This is a genomic window from Gardnerella sp. DNF00571G (assembly GCF_049262695.1).
Classification (GTDB): domain Bacteria; phylum Actinomycetota; class Actinomycetes; order Actinomycetales; family Bifidobacteriaceae; genus Bifidobacterium; species Bifidobacterium piotii.
Window position 1 is genome coordinate 840,292 of sequence record NZ_CP058396.1, and the last position, 19,047, is coordinate 859,338.

The window sequence follows — 19,047 nt, forward strand, 5'->3', positions numbered from 1 at the left end:
AACTCGCACTTATTTATTTAATACGATTAAACATGACTACATGCGCTCACTGATTAATCACGATTAGCTTGCGATTAGTCACGCTAACTTATTTATACGCGATTAACTTACAATCGACTTACAATCAACAGCACTCACACAACGATTATCGCATACAAGTGAAACTTAAAAGCAAAATCGATAATTTATAAGTTATAACTGACAAAAAGCGCAAAAATCACACTCAAAAAAACCGCACGAACAAGACAAACGACAATACGCACAAACAATAAGGAACACAAAACGATAAGGCGAGCACATCGTGTTACCAAAGTACTCGCCTTAATTTATTGATGACTTACACAATAGCGCAAACTAGCGCAAATACTTAGCACGCTTGCGATTTAGCGCAGCGCCAGAAGCCACAAACAAGCCAAGCACTAGCGCACCAAATGACGCAAAAGTTATGCCAGCGGAATCCACACCACTATTTGGCAGCACTCCAGAAGAGCGCGTGCCAGCAGTCCGCGACTTAGCAGAACCGCTTCTGTTTGCGAGACCGTTTGCCGAGCCATTGGCGGCTGCTCCGTTTGCGGCACCATTTGCTGAACCATTCGCAGCACCGTCTAACGTTCTATTGTTATTTACGCTGCCGCCTCCAACATTCAATTCAGGATTATCGCTTGAATCTGGTTCAACACTTCCGCTGTCATTGTTGTCGTCATTATTGCCACCATCATCGCTGCCTGTATTCTTCGTAAAGATGGCATACACAGTCAAATCACTATCAACAGTCGTTGTGCCAGTGAATGCTTTACCTTTACCATCCGAGCTTGTATTCCACTCTTTGAAGGTATAACCATCCTTCGTTGGATTCTTAGGCATAGACTGGCCAGTCAAGGCATCCGTATCAATAGCCTTACCAGTTTCCACCTTTACCGTTTGAGTCTTATCGCCGCTCATGAATGTAACCGTATTGCTAATTTGCTTCCAATTAGCAGTAAACACGGTATTAGCATTCAAAGCATACGTATCACCAGGCTTGTAAGTTTTACCAGTACCATCCACCCAGTTTAAGAACTGATAATCATTGCGTGTAGGCGCAGACAATATATTAATATTCTTGCCTTGCTGTACTGCTTCACTTTTCTTGGCTGTACCATCACTAAAGGTGCCACCATTAGCATTAAATGTATATCTCGCATTCCACTGTGCACGAAGTAAAAATTGATAGTCACCCAAAGGATCTAAGGTCTTATCATTCCACTGCGGCAAGTCACAGCTGGTGTCCGAAAATAGTGACTTATTGGTCCAATAGTAACGTTTGCCTACAATGCCACGCTGTTGATAAGCTTTAATATTAGGAAGCTCGGTGTACCATCCGCCAAACACTAGATTCTCTTTTGCTGGGTCAGCTGGAAAATCAACCGTATTATCTGTTTTTACAGTATTGACGATTGCATCTGTTTTGCCGTCAATATTTCCGCCCTGAAGATTGAATTTCACGTTCAATTTTCCAAATGAAATTCGCAGAGGTATAGGCTTACCATCGTCGAGTTTATACTTAACGGTGAATTTAGAGTATCCTTTTGCTGGAATATATGTGCGATCCGTATCATGAGAAAGATGATAACCCACGGGAATTTTATCAGTATCAATCATTATTGTTAGTTTTTGTCCTACCGCAAAATCGCCAACAAAACGCTCCCAGCCAGATTGTAGCTCTTTTTTGGCTTCAATTTTATTTCCGTTTTCATCCTCAACAGTTATTGGGAGATTTGTCCACATGGTCTTGATTTTTGGGTTGTTGTAGCCAGTCCCACCTGGATGAGTGTGCTCAAACCCAGGATCTTCGGCAATATCCATATCTAGCAAAAGCGGATATTTCTTTACGTTTGCAGTTCCTGTATCAGCAGCCTGAGCTGTCACTTCTCCTGCAAAAAGTCCAATCGCAGCTACAAAAGCAACTGCTAAACTAATAACTTTTTTTATTATTTTATTATTCATTTTATTCCCAACCAAATTAATGATTATAGTAATAATAATTTTTTATTAAATTCAAAAATTTATATAGCGCAAATATAGGTTTATAGGACAAAAATGTATAGAAATATGCGCAGAACCACTCATATGTGCGAATTCAAAATAAATAATGTATAGAGTGGTGAAAATTGTAAAAAATTATGTTACGAAAAAGACAAAATCACGCTGTCTGTCTGTCTGTCTGTCTGTCTGTCTGTCTGTCTGTCTGTCTGTCTGAGCATGCTCTCTCTAAATCCTTTTGTCAAGTATTTTTTAAAAAAATAAAATAAATTTATTTTTTCACATTAACAAAATTTAGAATATTCCATGGCTGATTCTCTATCAATGCAAAGACATCGCGTGAATCAGAGACAATAAATAATCTTTTATTAACATATTCAAATCCCACACTCACCACATCTAACTAGAATACTCAATATTTGACGAATACATTAGCTCATTTATTAGCAATGCTCACTTACCAGCCCACTTACCAGCTCACTTACCAGCTCACTCATTACCCTCACTTGTTAGCCTCATCCATTTGCCGCAACTCTTTTTTAAGATCGCGTATCTCGTCGCGCAATCGCGCTGCAAGCTCAAACTGCAACTGTTCTGCAGCAACATGCATCTGCTCGCTCAAATTCTTAATCAAAGACATAATATCGCTTTGCGGCAAGGCGGATATATTCGCCATACGCTTTTCTTTGCTTTGCTGCCCAAGATTTGGCTCTTTTGGCACGCCATAATGCGAGTTCCCAGCCTTATTAGCATTCCTGTAACCGCCTGCTAGCAAAGTTTGAGTATCAACATCCTCTTTAGCAAGCATGTCGTTAACATCACTAATCTTCTTTCGCAAAGGCTTAGGGTCAATTCCATTAGCCTTGTTATACGCGATTTGCTTTTCGCGGCGGCGCTCTGTCTCGCTAATCGCCTTGCTCATAGCATCCGTAACAACATCCGCATACATAAGCACAGTTCCCGAAACATTACGAGCAGCGCGGCCAATCGTCTGAATAAGCGAGCGGTAAGATCTTAAGAAACCTTCCTTATCTGCATCCAAAATCGCAACAAGCGAAACTTCCGGCAAATCCAAGCCCTCACGAAGCAAATTAATGCCAACAATCACGTCAATCTTACCTTCGCGAAGCTCGCGCAAAAGCTCCACTCTGCGCAAAGTATCAACGTCCGAATGCAAATACTCAACTTTAATACCAAGCTCCAAAAAGTAATCGGTTAAGTCTTCCGCAATTTTCTTAGTAAGCGTAGTAACAAGCACGCGCTCATCTTTTGCAACACGCGCCTTGATTTCCGCAAGCAAATCATCAACCTGCCCTTCCACAGGTCGAACCTCAATCTTAGGGTCAAGCAAACCAGTTGGGCGAATAATCTGCTCAACTACGCCATCCGAAAGCCCCAACTCGTAGTCGCCAGGTGTTGCCGAAAGATACACGGTTTGACCAACATGCTCCAAAAATTCGTTCCACTTTAACGGGCGATTATCCATTGCCGAAGGCAGCCTAAAGCCATGCTCTACAAGCGTTCTTTTACGCGAAGCATCTCCCTCGTACATAGCTCCGATTTGCGGCACGGTTACATGCGACTCATCTAAAACAAGCAAAAAGTCATCTGGGAAAAAGTCAAGAAGCGTATGCGGAGGCGTGCCAGCCGCGCGCCCGTCAAAATGCCTCGAATAATTCTCCACTCCTGGGCACACTCCAACTTGTCGAAGCATCTCTAAATCGTACGTAGTTCGCATTTCCAAACGCTGAGCTTCCAGCAATTTGTTCTGCTTTTTAAGCTGCGCAACGCGTTCGTCACGCTCTTTTTCAATCGCCTCTAACGCGCGTTCCATGCGCTCAGGGCCTGCAATATAATGAGACGCTGGGAAAATATGAACGCTACTCTCTTGGCGAATCACTTCCCCAGTAAGCGGATGCAACATTGTAATTCTGTCGATTTCGTCGCCAAAGAACTCAATTCGCACAGCTAATTCTTCGTAAACTGGAATAATCTCAACCGTATCTCCGCGCACTCTAAAAGTTCCGCGCGTAAACGCAATGTCATTGCGCTTGTATTGCATGCTAACAAATTGACGTAATAAATCGTCTCGCTCAAGCTGCTGGCCAACGCTTAACATAAGCATTCGCTCGGCATACTCCTCTGGGGTACCAAGTCCATAAATGCAAGAAACAGTAGCTACAACAACGCAATCCCTGCGCGTAAGCAAATTCGCTGTAGCTGCGTGACGAAGACGCTCAACATCGTCGTTAATATTCGAGTCTTTTTCAATATACGTGTCTGTTTGCGGAATGTACGCTTCCGGCTGATAGTAATCGTAGTAAGACACAAAATAGCTCACAGCATTATCTGGCATAAGCTCGCGAAACTCCGCGCAAAGCTGAGCTGCCAAAGTTTTATTCGGCTCAATAATAAGTGTAGGCCGCTGCAAACGCTCAATCAGCCAAGCGGTTGTAGCAGTTTTACCAGTGCCAGTTGCGCCCATTAAAACAACGTCGTTTTCGCCGTTTTCAATGCGATTTGCTAACTCTTCGATTGCTTGCGGCTGGTCGCCCGAAGGCTTGTATGGCGCTTTTACTACAAAAGGCTTGTTTGTGCGCTGAATTTTATTCGACATTATTTTTCTCCAAGAGCATTTTATTTATTTTACTAAAACCCAACAATCGCGCGGTTGCTTGCGACTCTTCCGCGCGGTATCTAATGCTCCTCACTCATCCACGTTTTAATTTTTGAATCAACGCTTTTAAGCATAACTTCCATAGGCTTTGTGGAATCAACTACAAAATCCGCGATTTTTTTGCGCTCAATCTCTTCAACTTGATTATTTATGCGCTGCTGCGCCTGATTCTGGCTCATTTTGCGCTCACTTATCATTCGCGCAATGCGAACATCTTTAGGCGCTTCAACTGTAATAATATAGTCAAAACTAAATGGAATGCTGTCAATTACTTGCGCAAGCAGCGGAATATCGTGCACAATAATCGAGCTCATACTGCCTAACACATTGCAATCTTCTTTAGAAATTTTCCTATCACACTCGTTTTTATATTCGCTTTTATATTCGTTTCTATATTCGCTTTCTAAAGTCTTCGCTAAATCATAAATAGCAGGATGAATAAGAGACTCAATCTTCTTACGATTTTCACAACTCTCGTCGGAGTTACCAAAAACATGCTTTGCAATAAACTCGCGATTTAAAGAGCCATCATTCTTAACAGCATCTTCCCCAAAAATGCTTACGATTTTCCGCAAGACTACGCTTCCTGGCTCCACCACTTTACGCGCTAAAACGTCGTAATCTATAACAAACGCGCCAAGCGAACGCAAATGATTTACTACAGTAGATTTTCCAGCCGCGATTCCGCCCGTTACAGCAATCCGCATCATTGTCATATTTTGATTATAAACGATACATTTCTCACAATAGCGTAAGTTTTAATTGACCCAACTAAAACTTCTTATATAGCACGCAGTAAATAGACCCGTAATAAGATTTCCAATTATCGGTTAATAAACTGTATCCAAGCTTATTATAAAAATCTAAAGCAACAACATTATTATCTTTTTCTGTAGATAAAATTATTGTTTTATACAATTTAAGATTTTCGACTTTCTTCATAAGAGCGCTACCCACGCCTAAATGTTGAAACTCAGGATCTACAAACAACTCATTTAACTCTAAGCTTTGATTAAACCAATCATAATTTTCGGATAAAAATGGTTTAATTTGATTCGCATACCAATTATCTTGTAATAATTCTATGCCATATAAAACACCGATAATACGATTATTCATTGTAGCAACAAGTAAAAGCGCACTATTGTTATCTTTCAAACTATCTAATATGCGTTCACGAACATTATCTATACGATCTAGTTCTTTAGGGAATGCTTTTAGATATAAATCTAAAATTATATTCATATTATCTTTGGCTTCTAAATAATCTAATTTTTTAATTTCAATGTTCTTCATAAAATTATTCTTCTAAATACTTCCGCTTATATTTACTCAATCACTATAATTTATTATTTTTTAAAAGATGCGTTTTGGAAATTGAATTCTAAAACGCATCTTTTATTTGTAAAATTACTTATAAATCTTAATACTAAATATTTATTTTTAGTCTTTTAACTCAGCACCATCAGCATCTTGATGCCACTTACTTCCAGGCTTTGAGCAAAGAATCAAAATACCCTCAACCAATGCCCATATTCCCGTAATAATCAACAGGAAACCAAAAGAAAGAACAGAAATAAGCAGCTGTGCAATCGCTTTCCCTTTAAAACCAAGATAAAAATTGTGAATACCTAATGTGCCTAAGAAAATCGCTAGCAAACCTGCAACAATTTTATTGCGCGAGCTTACTAAAGTTGCTTTAGTGTTCTCCTCAATATTCCCATCGTACGAAGGAAACTGAGCATTTTGCTGATTGTTGTCAAACGTGCTCATAATCTTCACCAATCCTTTTAATAATTATGATTAATGTTTAAAAGCATCATATAATCATGATTCTTAAAAGAGAATTAATTGTACCTATATTTAATTACAAAATTGCCCCGATGATTACTCACCAGGGCAATTGTTAATAAGCGTCTAGTAGAAAGTAGAAACTACTTCTTTTCGCTCAAAAGCTGTTCGCGCAAAGCTGCGAGCTGATCGGAATCAGCTAAAGCACCTTCGTTAGCTGCCTCAGAAGAATAATTGGAAGCAACTTCTTCCTTCTTCTCTTCCTTAGCTGGCTTCTTTTCTTCAGCTTCTTCACTCTGACCATCAGCGGCTGCGGATTCTGCTGCAGCTGCGAGTTCCTTAGCGGCGAACACCTTGTGCTGCTCCCACAATTCGTGAGCTGCTGCATACTGTGCTTCCCACTCTTCGCGCTGCTGCTCGTAACCAGCAATCCACTCGTTAGTGTTTGGATCGAAGCCTTCTGGGTACTTGTAGTTTCCTTCTTCGTCATACTCAGCTGGCATGCCGTAGAGAGCTGGATCGAAATCTTCAGAATTTGGATCAACAGCCTCGTTAGCCTGCTTCAAGGAGAGCGAGATCCTGCGACGATCGAGATCTACGTCAATAACCTTAACGAATACTTCTTCGCCACCCTTAACAACAGTTTCTGGGTTCTCTACATGACGGTTAGCAAGCTCGGAAATGTGAACCAAGCCTTCGATGCCGTCTTCAACGGAGATGAACACACCAAACTGAACAATCTTGGTGACCTTGCCCTTAACAACCTGTCCAGGAACATGGGTGCGAGCGAAGCGCTGCCATGGATCTTCCTGAGTTGCCTTAAGGGAGAGGGAGATGCGTTCGCGGTCGAGATCAACGTCGAGAACCTCAACGGTAACCTTATCGCCAACCTTAACAACCTCAGATGGGTGATCGATGTGCTTCCAGGAAAGCTCGGAAACGTGAATGAGACCGTCAACACCGCCGAGGTCAACAAACGCGCCGAAGTTTACGATAGAAGACACAACGCCTTCGCGAATCTGACCCTTCTTAAGCTGCGAGAGGAAGGTCTCGCGAACTTCGGACTGGGTTTCCTCGAGGAACTGACGACGAGAAAGCACAACATTGTTGCGGTTCTTATCGAGCTCAAGAATCTTAGCCTTAATCTTCTGGCCAATGTATGGGGAAAGATCGCGAACGCGACGCATTTCAACGAGGGAAGCTGGCAAGAAGCCGCGCAAACCGATGTCTACAATCAAGCCGCCCTTAACAGCCTCAATAACGGTACCTTCAACAATGCCGTCTGCATCCTTGATCTTCTCAATGTCACCCCAAGCGCGCTCATACTGTGCACGCTTCTTGGAGAGAATAAGACGTCCTTCCTTGTCTTCCTTAGTTACAACAAGGGCTTCGATGGTGTCGCCAACTTCAACAACATCATCTGGATCAACGTCTTTCTTGATGGAAAGTTCACGGGAAGGGATTACACCTTCAGTTTTGTAGCCGATGTCCAACAATACTTCGTCGTGATCAATCTTTACGACTGTACCTTCAACTAAATCACCATCGTCAAAATTCTTGATGGTTGAATCGACTGCCTTGATGAAGTCTTCTTCGGTGCCAATATCATTAATCGCAACCTTGGCGACTTCGTTATTATTCTCTGCCATTACTTATTAGTGGTTTCTTCTTGGGGTGGATATTACTCGATATTAAATTATGATTTATGCACGCGCACATGCACGCACTCTGTCAATGTTATATATAGGCATAGCCAAAATCGCCGTTTTACTTCGGGCGTGTCGCAGTATTTGATATTTACTACTTGCCACTTACTTGCCACTCGCTGCTCGCTCAGCCATATCAACAACATTAGCCAATAGCATTGCGCGAGTCATTGGTCCCACTCCACCAGGATTTGGCGAATACGCTCCCGCGACTTCTCTACAAGCAACATCAACATCGCCTTTTACGCGATACCTTCCCACTTCTTCATCAAAAACGCGCGATACACCAACATCAACCAACACGGCTCCAGGCTTAACATCGCAAGGCTTTACAAATCCAGCGCTGCCCATTGCCGCAATAATAACGTCGGATCGCATCATAATATCATGCAAATCGCGCGTGCGCGTGTGGCACAATGTTACAGTTGCATCTACTCCCCTGCGAGTAAGAAGCAGCCCGATTGTTCGACCAACCGTGATTCCTCGTCCAAGCACGCACACATTTTTGCCTTCAAGATCAATGTTATAAGCGTCTAAAAGCGCCAAAATTCCTCGCGGCGTGCATGGCAAAGGCGTAACAATATCTCCAGAAATATGCATAACCAGCTCGCCCAAATTGTATGGATGCATTCCGTCGCAATCTTTTGCAGGGTCTACTGCCTCAATAATCTTTTGGGAATCAACTCCCTTTGGCAAAGGCAATTGCACAATAAAACCTGTGCAAGAAGGGTCATTATTAAGCTGATTTACGGCTTTAAGAATTTCGTCTTCGCTAGCGTCTTCTGGCAAATCGCAGCGAATTGAGCGAATCCCCACTTCTTCGCAATCCTTGTGTTTTCCAGCAACATACTTCAGCGAGCCAGGATCACTTCCAACTAAAAGCGTTCCAAGCCCTGGATTAATGCCTTTTTCTTTAAGCTTTTCTACTCTATTTTTTAAGTCGCTTTTAATACTTGCAGCTAGCGCTTTTCCATCTAACACAACAACCATGATTCACTCCCCAACTCGTATGTTAATTCTTATGTTCAACTTACAAATCATCTAACACAATTCGTACGCGTAGGATATTCGTATGGATAGGCTACCGTGAGGTATCGAAGTGCGCGACACAAAGCATCGCGACACAACTGCTAATAACTGAATATTATAATAGAATGGTATTTATATTGCATAAGCAAGCTACTGCGAGCCTTTGAAGAATAAGCCTTGCAACAGACAAGCCTTGCAGAAAACTAGAACGAGCTTTAACAAGTGCTAATGTGAATAACACTGACGGAAGGGGCGCAAAGATGTGCGAAAATATTTTTCATTTAAGTCGCGCAAAGAAGATATGCAAAGCTGTTTTAGCGTGCATAATTGTTCCATCAATGTTGATTGGCATAGCTGGGTGCGGTGCAAGCTCGCAATCTTCTAAAGCTCCAACGCAACCCAAAAAGGAAGTTAAGCAAATTAAGGTTGTTTCCACTCTTGAATCTTGGGCAAGTTTAGCTAGAGAAATCGGCGGAAATGATGTTGAAGTGCAATCTATAATCAGCAATCCAGATACCGATATGTCTACATTTAAGCCGTCTAGTAAAGATTTGCAAAAGCTGTATTCTGCGCAAGTTGTTGTGTCAAATGGCGCTGGATACGATAGTTGGGTTGCAAAGCATACGTCTAAAAGCAGCGAGATTGTAAACGCAGCCTCTACAGTCGGAGTACTAAATGGCGATAACCCTTATCTTTGGTTCTCAAAAGATGCTAGAAACGAGATGGCTTCTAGCATTTGCAACGCTTTTTCTAAAGTCCTTCCTTCAAAAAAGAAGGTTTTTGCTAAAAGACTTGACGCAGTTAAATCGCAAGAAAATAAGCTTGATGAATATCTTGCAAACTTCGCTAAAAGTCACAAAAAGTTTAAGTACGCTTCAATAAATCCTGTTCTTTTCTGGCTTATGTCCGATATGGGCATTAGCGATTCTGCGCCTAAGGCATACGCTCAGCAAGTAGCGCAAGGCGAAGAAGTAGACAAAGCTAATATAGATGAATTCCAAAAGCTTATTGAAGAGCGAAAATTCGACGTACTTATAAGCAATAGTCAACGTAAAGGCGAAGATATTAGCATTTTGACTGGGACTGCTGGCAGAAGCTACACGTCTGTAATGTGGGTTAATGAGCTTATGCCAACGTATGCAACCGATTTAAGAAAATGGGTTATGAAGATTTGCGAAGACATTGACAATGCTAGCAAAACTACGACCGATATGCGTAAAGATTTAGCAAAGCAAGAAGCTGATCAAAAGAAGCCTATTACCGAAAAGCCGACTGTTTCTCAGCCAAATCCAAACAGGTCTAACGAAGGCCAGCAAGATCCTGGTAAGTAGGCTCGTGCTCAGCGCGCTATAGATCTGTAGTAGAAGCAGAAGACGAAGAAATAAAAGAGGAAAATCAAATATGGTAAAAACACTTACAAATAAAACGCTTAGCTACTACATGTCACTGCCATACAAACTTGAGATTGTAAAAGATCCAGATGAAGTCGGATTTGTGTCTTACTACCCTGATTTACCAGGATGCATGAGTTCTGGGGAATCCGAGCAGGCAGCAGCAGCAAATGCGCAGGATGCTAAAAAAGCTTGGCTGGAGGCTGCACTTGAAAACAAAGTGAACATAAAAGAGCCGTCTTACCATGAGCTAAATGATTATTCTGGGCAATTCAAACTGCGTATTCCCAAGGAATTACACAGACAGTTGGCTGAGCAATCTCAATCCGAAGGCATAAGCATGAACCAGTATTGCGTTTATCTTCTTTCGCAAAATAACGCTATTGAGCGCGTGCTTGAGCGAGTATAGAAAATAAATACCCATACTATTTATTAACAATCACTCGCAATCATCTGCAATCACTCGCAATGCAACTTCAATGCCTCGAAGCATATCAGCTAAACTCATAGAACTCGTGCTCGGCTTATTGAGAACCTGCTCAGGCAAATACGGAACGTGAATGAAACCGCTCTTAATTGGCAATTTTTTAGTCTGACAATAATTACAAACACTGTAAAGCACGTCATTGCATACGTACGCGCCCGCAGAAAAAGACACAGCCGCAGGCAATTTCGCTTTATTTAAAGCGTCAACTATGTTCACAACTGGCAAAGTCGCTTTATAAGCCACATCACCATCCTGCACAACAGACTCATACCAAGGCTTATATCCACTATTATCTGGTATGCGCGCAGCTCTACAGTTAATGCCAACATACTCAACGTTAAAACAAGCAGAACCGCCAAATTGCCCTAGCGAAAGCACAGCATTAGGATGAACTTCCTCTATTTTCTCAATAACTTTTTGCGCACCCTTGTTAAATTCCGTAGGAATCTGCAAACGAACAAGTTCCACACCCTCAGGCGCATGCACTGATTGCGCAATCTCCCACGAAGGATTTATAGACTCATTATCAAACGGCGTAAAACCAGTAATCAAAATACGCATTACAATACCCCCTCATACAACTCTCACTTATCAAGCTTTATCAAACTTTATCAAACTTTATCAAAATACATTGCGAAAACTATATACACGAATGTACTTGTATAGAACATTCATGATTCTATTACTTATTTCACTTTTATAGCAAAGTTTAAATGGTAATTACAACTTATACAATAATCGCAAAACAACACACCTAGACTCACGATTAGCAAGACTCGTCGTAGTGTAATATGATTGTCTACTGGCGCGTGCTTAACGAACAATGTTGTTAACAGCGCGCATATAAAACAATATAAATAAACCATATAAATATAAATCAAAAATCAATGACGAAAAGAGATTACCGATGACCAAGATTATTCAAATTGGCGCAAATCATGCTGGCACTGCCTGCGCTAACACCATTTTGAGCTACCCAGGAAACGATCTTACAATCTACGATCAGAATAGCAACATTTCCTTCCTTGGCTGCGGTATGGCTTTGTGGATTGGCAAACAGATTCAAAGCAGCGATGGTCTGTTCTACCAGAAGCCAGAAGATTTCGTTAAAAAAGGCGCTAAAGTAAATCTTGAAAGCAAAGTTCTCGACATTGATTACGCAAAGAAAGAAGTAACAGTCGAGCTTAAAGACGGATCGGTTATTCACGATTCTTACGATAAACTCGTTCTAGCTACTGGCAGCCTTCCAAACAAGCCACGCATTAAGGGCATTGACTTGGAAAACGTGCAAATGGTAAAGCTTTTCCAAAACGCGCAAACTGTTATTGCTAAACTTCAAGAGCGCGATTTTAATAACGTTGTGGTTCTTGGCGGCGGCTACATTGGTGTGGAACTTGCGGAAGCTTTTAAGCGTTTGAACAAAAACGTGACTCTTATAGATATGGAAGACCATATTCTTAACGGCTACTTTGACCCAGAGTTTTCCGATAATTTGAAGAGAATTATGGAAGATAAGGGCATTCACTTTGAGCTTGGTCAAGCTGTTGAAGAGATTGTTGGAGATACTGAAGTTAAGGCTGTTAAAACCAGCAAAGGCACTTACGATGCCGACATGGTGATTTGTGCCATTGGATTCCACCCAAATGTTGCTCTTGGAAAAGATCATTTGAAGCAATACGAAAATGGCGCTTTCCTAGTTGACAAGAAGCAGCAAACTTCCGACCCAGACGTGTACGCTATTGGCGATTGCGCTACAATCTACGACAACGCTCGAAGCAGCGTAAACTACATTGCACTCGCTACTAATGCCGTTAGAAGCGGCTTGATTGCAGGCCACAACGTTTGCGGAACTCCTGTAGAAACTGAGGGCGTGCAAGGCTCTAGCGCAATGATGATTTACGACTACAAGCTTGTTTGCACTGGTTTAAGCTTAACGGCTGCTCAAAAAGAGGGCATGGACGTTGATTACGTTGATTTTGAGGATACTCAAAAGCCTGCGTTTATGGAAGTTGAGAATCCAAAAGTTAAGATTCGCATTGTTTACAAGAAGGATTCTAAGGTGATTGTTGGCTGCCAGTTGGCTTCTAACTACGATATGTCTGCCGCAATCCACCTGTTCTCGCTGGCTATTCAGAAGAAGGTTACGATCAAAGAGCTTGCTTTGTGCGATATCTTCTTTATGCCTCACTTCAACCAGCCATACAATTACATTACAATGGCAGCTTACACGGCTTTGTTGAAGGGATGATTAGCTTCTGATTAATCTACGCCGATTAGTTTCTGATTAATCTCTGCTAATTAAGTTTCTGCTAATTAGCTTAAATCGCGTTTATTAAACCAAGCAATTTGTTCTATAATGGAGCGGTTGCTTGGTTTTTTAATCATCCGCGCACAAATTGCGAACCAAAACGCGCATATTAGCGTAAGACGTACAAATTAAAACAAAGGAGTCTAGGATGAAGCAGCTATCTATTAAGCCAACTATTCACAAATTTGAAAATACGCGCGATTTTGCGCAAGAATTTAAGCTTGGCAAAGACGATTTGATTATTACAAACCAATACATTTGGGAGCCTTATTTTGGCAGCTTAAACCTTGATTGCAATGTGATTTTCCAAGAAAACTACGGCAAGGGCGAGCCAAGCAACGAAATGGTTGATGCGATTGTTCGAGATATTCACACTACTCCAAAGCGCGTGATTGGCATTGGCGGCGGCACTGTTTTGGATATTTCTAAAGTTTGTGCTTTGAAGCAAACAAGCCCACTCGAAGACTTGATTGACGGCAAGATTCCTGCACAAAAAGGCGCGGATCTTATTCTTGTTCCAACTACTTGCGGCACTGGATCCGAAGTTACCAACGTTGCCGTGTTCTCTCTTACAAAACGCAACACTAAAAAGGGCTTGGCAAACGATGCTTGCTACGCTACAGACGCGGTTCTTATTCCAGAATTGTTAAAGAGCCTGCCTGATTACGTTTTTGCAACCAGCTCTATTGACGCTCTTACTCATTCTATTGAGTCTGCGCTCTCCCCTATTGCAACAGAGCTTACAAAAATGTTTAGTTACAAGGCTTGCGGGCTTATTTTGCAAAGCTACATGCGAGTTGTTAAAGAAGGTAGCAGCGCAAAAAGCCAAGTTGTAAGCGACTTGGTTTCTGCAAGCCTTTACGCTGGAATTGCTTTTGGTAACGCTGGCTGTGGTTGCGTGCACGCTATGGCTTATCCGCTTGGCGGCACTTTCCATGTGGCTCACGGCGAGACAAATGCTGCTCTTCTTACCAGCGTTTTGCGCTACTACTCTAAGCACAACTCTGAAAACAGTACTAGCGCTGAAAATACTGAGCTTTCTAAACTTTTTGACTTTATGGCAAATATTCTTGAATGCCAAAAAGCAGACGTATTAAACAAGCTTGACGAAGTTCTTAACACGATTCTCCCTAAGCACAAGCTTCACGAGTATGGAATGACCAAAGACATGATTCGCGACTGGGCTTCAAGCGTTGTTAAAGAGCAGCAACGACTTTTAAAGAACTCATACATGAATATGAGCGAAGATGCTATCGCCGAAGTCTACGCATCTACTTTCTAATATATAGTTAACAGTGAGATTTTCAATTATTAACGAAAATTTCTCATCTTCTCAAAAATATACCCTACAAATCTTGTAGGGTATATTTTTATTCTCACAGCTTGCTTACTTCGTTAGATTTCCATCCGTTAGATTTCCGTCCATTCGTTAGAATGCTGTTCGTTAGATTTCAGCAGGAGTCTCATACGAATTATCGAAGAACATGCGCTCCAGCTTTACTGCACGCGCAAAATATTCTCGAGCAATATCAGCATCCTTAGGACCAATACGATCCAACTCATCACGCAAGAACCCTACAAACTTGTGGAATCCTTCATAATCATGCAGGTCGATCCACTGGTAATGAACCTTTCGTTCAGGACGCTTACCTTCAGCGTCTGATGCCCACGTAAGATATATCCATTCCGTAACGTTTAACACGGCTAGCACGGCAGCATAATGTCCACTGTGAGCCGCGTCTAAAAACATCTTTTTAAATTCGCGAGTTGCTTCAGTGTCTGGAATTTTATTGCGGAAAGATTCAGGAGTATTAAATTCGTTAAACGCATCCATAAAATACGTATTCTCATCTCCCGCTACCTCACCAATATATTTCGAAAACACGAGACGAGAATCAAGTGTGTCTGCTGTCGTAACTGCAGCACCAAGCAGAGCCAAGAAACTATCTAAAAATCGGTAGTCTTGAATTAAATATCCAGCTAATACAGCATCAGGAATAGTGCCATCAACTAACTCGTTAACAAAACGATGATGAATAGCAGCATCCCATGTTTCGATATTCTCATTTTTTAATTCGTCGGTAAATCGTGCAGTCATTGACACGTCCTTTCCCTCTGTAACTCATATAAGACCTTAGGTAGCTTAATATAATTGCGCATAGTTGTGTTAGCCATACCAGTTACGTCATATACGGTTCACATATAGTCGTATAGTTATGCACAACCGAGCACTGCTCGTACACCTAGCTGAACAACTACGCTAGTATGAACAATATCATAAGTAGTCATACTTAACTTGGGTACAAATTTGAGCAGCACTCGGTTGCAATTTTTATATTATGGTAACTTCAGCAACTTCAGCAATCACAGTAATTACTCCATACTCCTCGTCGTATTCTTATGCCTCCAATGTAATTACAGGATGCAAATCAAACATAGTAACTGTGCGCTTCATGCGCGCAACAATGCTTGTTATTGCAATTGCAATAATGCCAAAGATTACAAGAATTCCAATGCTGGAGGCTATTGCTCCGCTGTTTCTTCCAGCCATTGCTTGACGAAGCCCAAGAATGGAGTACGTCATAGGCAAGTATGGGTGAACCGCCCTAAAGAACGATGGCGTCATTTGCACTGGGAAAGTTCCTGCAGAGCTAGTGATTTGCAGCATAAGCAGAACAATCGCAACTATTCTTCCTGGAATCTTAAACACTGCCATAATCATTTGCATTATGGCCATAAAGACTATTGACGCTATAATCCCCAATGCGTAGAATGCAGCAACATTGTCGATTTGCAACTTCAACGCTCCGTGAACAACGCCCATAAGAATAATCGCCTGCACTACGCCCATAATCACAAACGGAGTCAAGCTAATAAGCGCACTTTTAAGCGGATTCATGCCATTAAGTATTGCTCGCCTATCCATAACCCTTAAAACAAAAGTTGCCATAAGCGCGCCAACCCAAAGGCCTATCGAAATAAAGTAAGGCGCAAAGCCAGTTCCGTAGTTTTCAACATGCGAATAATTATGCTCTTTAAGCGCAACTGGAGCACTCATCATCTTACTTTTTTGCTTAATATTGTTGATTTTGCTAGAGCTTTGTGCGCTTTTAAGGCCTTCATGCAACTTTTTAGCTCCTTCAGCAAGCTTTGGAGTGTTTTCAGAAAGCTTTTGAACTCCAGAATTCAATTGACTTGATCCATCAACTATTTTTGCAGACCCAAGTGCAGCAGAATTAATACCATTATTGAGCTTTTCACTGCCGTTGCTAATAACGCTAAGACCTTCCGCCAGCTTATTTGCTCCAGCAGAAAGCTGCGACGAGCCACCTCGAACGCTCGATATTCCTTTAGAAACGGCGTCAACTCCAGCTTTTATCTTTAAACTTCCAGAAGAAAGCGCTCCAGCACCTTGACTCAATGCCGAAAGATTCGTCTCTAAAAGCTTAGAATTTTCGCTTAATCCTCCTGCAAGACCTTGCAATTTTTCTAACACAATCTCTTTAGTTACAAGCGGATTTTGCGCTTCAACAAGCAATTGAGCAAGCTGATTTTTTGTAGCCTCGTTTCCTGCTTTAACATGCTCTTCAAGTTGAGCACTAGAATCCGAAAGCTTTTGCGCACCATTATATAGTTCGTCTGTAGCGTTATATAACGTTTGCGCTCCACTATTTAGCTGATTTGCGCCATTTGCCAAATCATTAGTTTTTTGCGCTAATGTTTGCGCTCCATCTTTGCTTTGCGCATTTGCATTTTTAAGCGATTGCGCTCCTTTTTGAAGCTCTCCCAATCCGTTTTGTAGTTTTTGCAAAGATTGAGTAAGCTTGCTTGATCCATCAGCAAGCTTATCTACACCACCATTAAGCGATTGTATTCCCGCGCTTAAATCGCCAGAACCGCTCACAGCATCATTAAAAGAATCAGAAGCAGAGTTTACTTTTTTAAACATATTCTCCCAATATTCTTGAACAATCGCCTCACTAATTTCGCTCCTTAAAGTGTGAAACGCTGTTTTTCCTATTTGAGAAGCAAGCATGTTACTAGCTTGATCGTATTTTACGTGTAGCTTTGCTTTAGTTGGACTATCATATTCAGCAGAAGCAATGCACTTGCTAAAAGACGATGGAATAGTTGCTACCATAAAATAATCGCCATTTTTAAGACCTTTGTTTGCTTTAGCGCTATCTACAAAGTTCCACTGGAATCCTTCACTTCCATCTTTTTGACTCTTCAAGCGATTCTTGATTTCGTGGCCAATATTGCGCATTTTGCCATTTATAATCGCACCACTATCTTCCACAACAACAGCCACAGGCACAGTATCCAAAGTCTTATAAGGATTTGTAAACGCCCATAAATACAGCGACCCATATAAAAGTGGTATTAAGGCTACTGTTCCAATAACAAGCTTTCGAGCTTTTCCTTTTATAGCATTATTTAATTCACGAAACGCAAGAACAATAGTATTAACGCGCATTCTTACCATCTCCATTTTTGTTAAGCTCATAATCTTCGCTGTAACTTGCGCGACTTAGTCTTAAAACTTGATCCGCTTGCTTTTCTAACTCGCTTTGCAAAACTCCCACGCAGCACGCGCAAAAGTGTTTGCTAACGTATGCGCGAATGTCTGCAAGCAAGCATTCACTTTGCTCACTTGTAAGCTCAGTCTCTACGCCATCTACAAAAAGAATCCACGGCTTTTTTAATAACGCAAGTGCAATTCCTAATCTCATGCGCTCGCATGGTGTTAAATCACCAATAGCAGTTTCTCTAGGAGATAACACTTTCCAATATGCTAGAACGTTGTAAGCGTATTGATGTAGTGCTTCGCGATTTTTAACATCATTTTTGTATTGTTCGCGGAAAAGCGGCGATGCACTCGCGAGTTTTAGCTCGCTCATAAGCGCTTCTTCTATTGTTTGAGTGTTATAGAATTCGTTGATTCCATTGAACAATCCCAGTCCAACGTATTGACGTGATTCTTTTGTGTCTGCTGGAAGATTCAAGTTTGCGATTTTTAACGTTCCATTCGTAAACTTCATATAGCCAGACAATGCTAGTAGTAGAGCAGACTTTCCAGAGCCATGTTCTCCCGAGATTGCAACGATTTGATGAGGCTCAACTTTTAATGACACATCCCAGAATGGAGTTCTTGTAAATCTTTTTAATCCTAATTCTTTCGCTTCTATAAGCGTTTGTTCCTCTTGCATAATTTGTTTGCTGCAAAGTAGCGATGTCATACATTTTTAAATGGTATACATTTTTAATGTTGCTATCGAAATTGCTATGCATTCCTCCTTTGTATTTAACTAATATTTTTCAATTTTTAATTTTGTTTTAATTTTTATTGATTTTTTATTTTTTATTTTGTTGATTTTCGACTCAATCTTCAATTTGATGCTGCTTAAACTCGATTTTGCAGCCACTTATATTGCGTTATTGCAACAAAATTGTGTAAAACAAGGAATTAATTATTTTGTTAATTCTTTGCGAACACCTTCATGGTACTCTTCAAGGTGAACAAATACTAACTTATTTTTGAACATTTTGTTCATTTGTCTATATTTTAGCTCTAAAAACACGCTATATATAACAAAATCTCACATTTTTGATTTAATCATGTAAATTTCAAGCAT

Annotated in this window: 15 protein-coding genes; 4 read left to right on the top strand and 11 right to left on the bottom strand. The window is 41.2% G+C overall.

Features of this window, described 5'->3' with window-relative positions; genetic code table 11:
- Window positions 1-354: 354 nt before the first annotated feature.
- The 7 genes from HXT30_RS03520 to HXT30_RS03550 all read right to left on the bottom strand — a co-directional run bounded on the left by HXT30_RS03520 (window position 355) and on the right by HXT30_RS03550 (window position 9,186).
- Window positions 355-1,986 (bottom strand): InlB B-repeat-containing protein, encoded by a 1,632-nt coding sequence (locus tag HXT30_RS03520; protein ID WP_422111301.1) that lies wholly within the window; start codon window positions 1,984-1,986, stop codon window positions 355-357.
- Between the two features lie 538 nt (window positions 1,987-2,524).
- Entirely contained in the window at window positions 2,525-4,639 is a 2,115-nt protein-coding gene (gene uvrB / locus HXT30_RS03525) for an excinuclease ABC subunit UvrB (RefSeq protein ID WP_422111302.1), read from the bottom strand.
- A gap of 80 nt (window positions 4,640-4,719) precedes the next feature.
- Complete coding sequence (coaE, locus tag HXT30_RS03530) at window positions 4,720-5,415, bottom strand: dephospho-CoA kinase (RefSeq protein ID WP_422111303.1); 696 nt, start codon at window positions 5,413-5,415, stop codon at window positions 4,720-4,722.
- Window positions 5,416-5,470: 55 nt separating this feature from the next.
- Window positions 5,471-5,995: a GNAT family N-acetyltransferase gene (locus HXT30_RS03535; RefSeq protein ID WP_422111304.1), complete on the bottom strand. Its 525-nt coding sequence runs from the start codon at window positions 5,993-5,995 to the stop codon at window positions 5,471-5,473.
- Window positions 5,996-6,142: 147 nt separating this feature from the next.
- The gene (locus HXT30_RS03540) at window positions 6,143-6,472 is read right to left on the bottom strand and encodes a TM2 domain-containing protein (RefSeq protein ID WP_415694274.1); all 330 of its coding nucleotides are present in this window, start codon (window positions 6,470-6,472) and stop codon (window positions 6,143-6,145) included.
- Window positions 6,473-6,633: 161 nt separating this feature from the next.
- Window positions 6,634-8,139, bottom strand: coding sequence for a 30S ribosomal protein S1 (gene rpsA, locus HXT30_RS03545; protein WP_004130522.1), 1,506 nt, complete (start codon window positions 8,137-8,139; stop codon window positions 6,634-6,636).
- Window positions 8,140-8,301: 162 nt separating this feature from the next.
- Entirely contained in the window at window positions 8,302-9,186 is an 885-nt protein-coding gene (locus HXT30_RS03550; protein WP_016799410.1) for a bifunctional methylenetetrahydrofolate dehydrogenase/methenyltetrahydrofolate cyclohydrolase, read from the bottom strand.
- A gap of 299 nt (window positions 9,187-9,485) precedes the next feature.
- On the opposite strand from HXT30_RS03550, the gene HXT30_RS03555 reads away from it, so the two are divergent.
- Both HXT30_RS03555 and HXT30_RS03560 read left to right on the top strand, forming a co-directional pair.
- Window positions 9,486-10,556, top strand: a complete 1,071-nt coding sequence (locus HXT30_RS03555; RefSeq protein WP_422111305.1) for a metal ABC transporter solute-binding protein, Zn/Mn family — start codon at window positions 9,486-9,488, stop codon at window positions 10,554-10,556.
- Window positions 10,557-10,626: 70 nt separating this feature from the next.
- A complete protein-coding gene (locus HXT30_RS03560) occupies window positions 10,627-11,025 on the top strand; it encodes a toxin-antitoxin system HicB family antitoxin (protein ID WP_415701854.1) in 399 nt (132 codons plus the stop codon).
- Between the two features lie 30 nt (window positions 11,026-11,055).
- On the opposite strand, the gene HXT30_RS03565 is transcribed toward HXT30_RS03560, so the two are convergent.
- A complete protein-coding gene (locus HXT30_RS03565) occupies window positions 11,056-11,664 on the bottom strand; it encodes a pyroglutamyl-peptidase I (RefSeq protein ID WP_422111306.1) in 609 nt (202 codons plus the stop codon).
- 346 nt (window positions 11,665-12,010) lie between these two features.
- Between HXT30_RS03565 and nox the strand changes: the two genes are divergently transcribed.
- Window positions 12,011-13,351, top strand: a complete 1,341-nt coding sequence (gene nox, locus HXT30_RS03570; protein ID WP_422111307.1) for a H2O-forming NADH oxidase — start codon at window positions 12,011-12,013, stop codon at window positions 13,349-13,351.
- 208 nt (window positions 13,352-13,559) lie between these two features.
- Window positions 13,560-14,693, top strand: coding sequence for a 4-hydroxybutyrate dehydrogenase (locus tag HXT30_RS03575; RefSeq protein WP_415701849.1), 1,134 nt, complete (start codon window positions 13,560-13,562; stop codon window positions 14,691-14,693).
- Window positions 14,694-14,855: 162 nt separating this feature from the next.
- Here the strand turns inward: HXT30_RS03575 and HXT30_RS03580 are convergent, their stop codons facing one another.
- The 3 genes from HXT30_RS03580 to HXT30_RS03590 form a co-directional block, all read right to left on the bottom strand.
- A complete protein-coding gene (locus HXT30_RS03580; protein WP_422111308.1) occupies window positions 14,856-15,509 on the bottom strand; it encodes a TenA family protein in 654 nt (217 codons plus the stop codon).
- 300 nt (window positions 15,510-15,809) lie between these two features.
- Window positions 15,810-17,888 (bottom strand): YhgE/Pip family protein, encoded by a 2,079-nt coding sequence (locus HXT30_RS03585; protein ID WP_422111309.1) that lies wholly within the window; start codon window positions 17,886-17,888, stop codon window positions 15,810-15,812.
- On the bottom strand, window positions 17,878-18,621 hold the full coding sequence (locus HXT30_RS03590; protein ID WP_422111310.1) for an ATP-binding cassette domain-containing protein: 744 nt from the start codon (window positions 18,619-18,621) through the stop codon (window positions 17,878-17,880). The genes HXT30_RS03585 and HXT30_RS03590 overlap by 11 nt, the downstream gene beginning before the upstream one ends.
- Window positions 18,622-19,047: the final 426 nt, after the last annotated feature.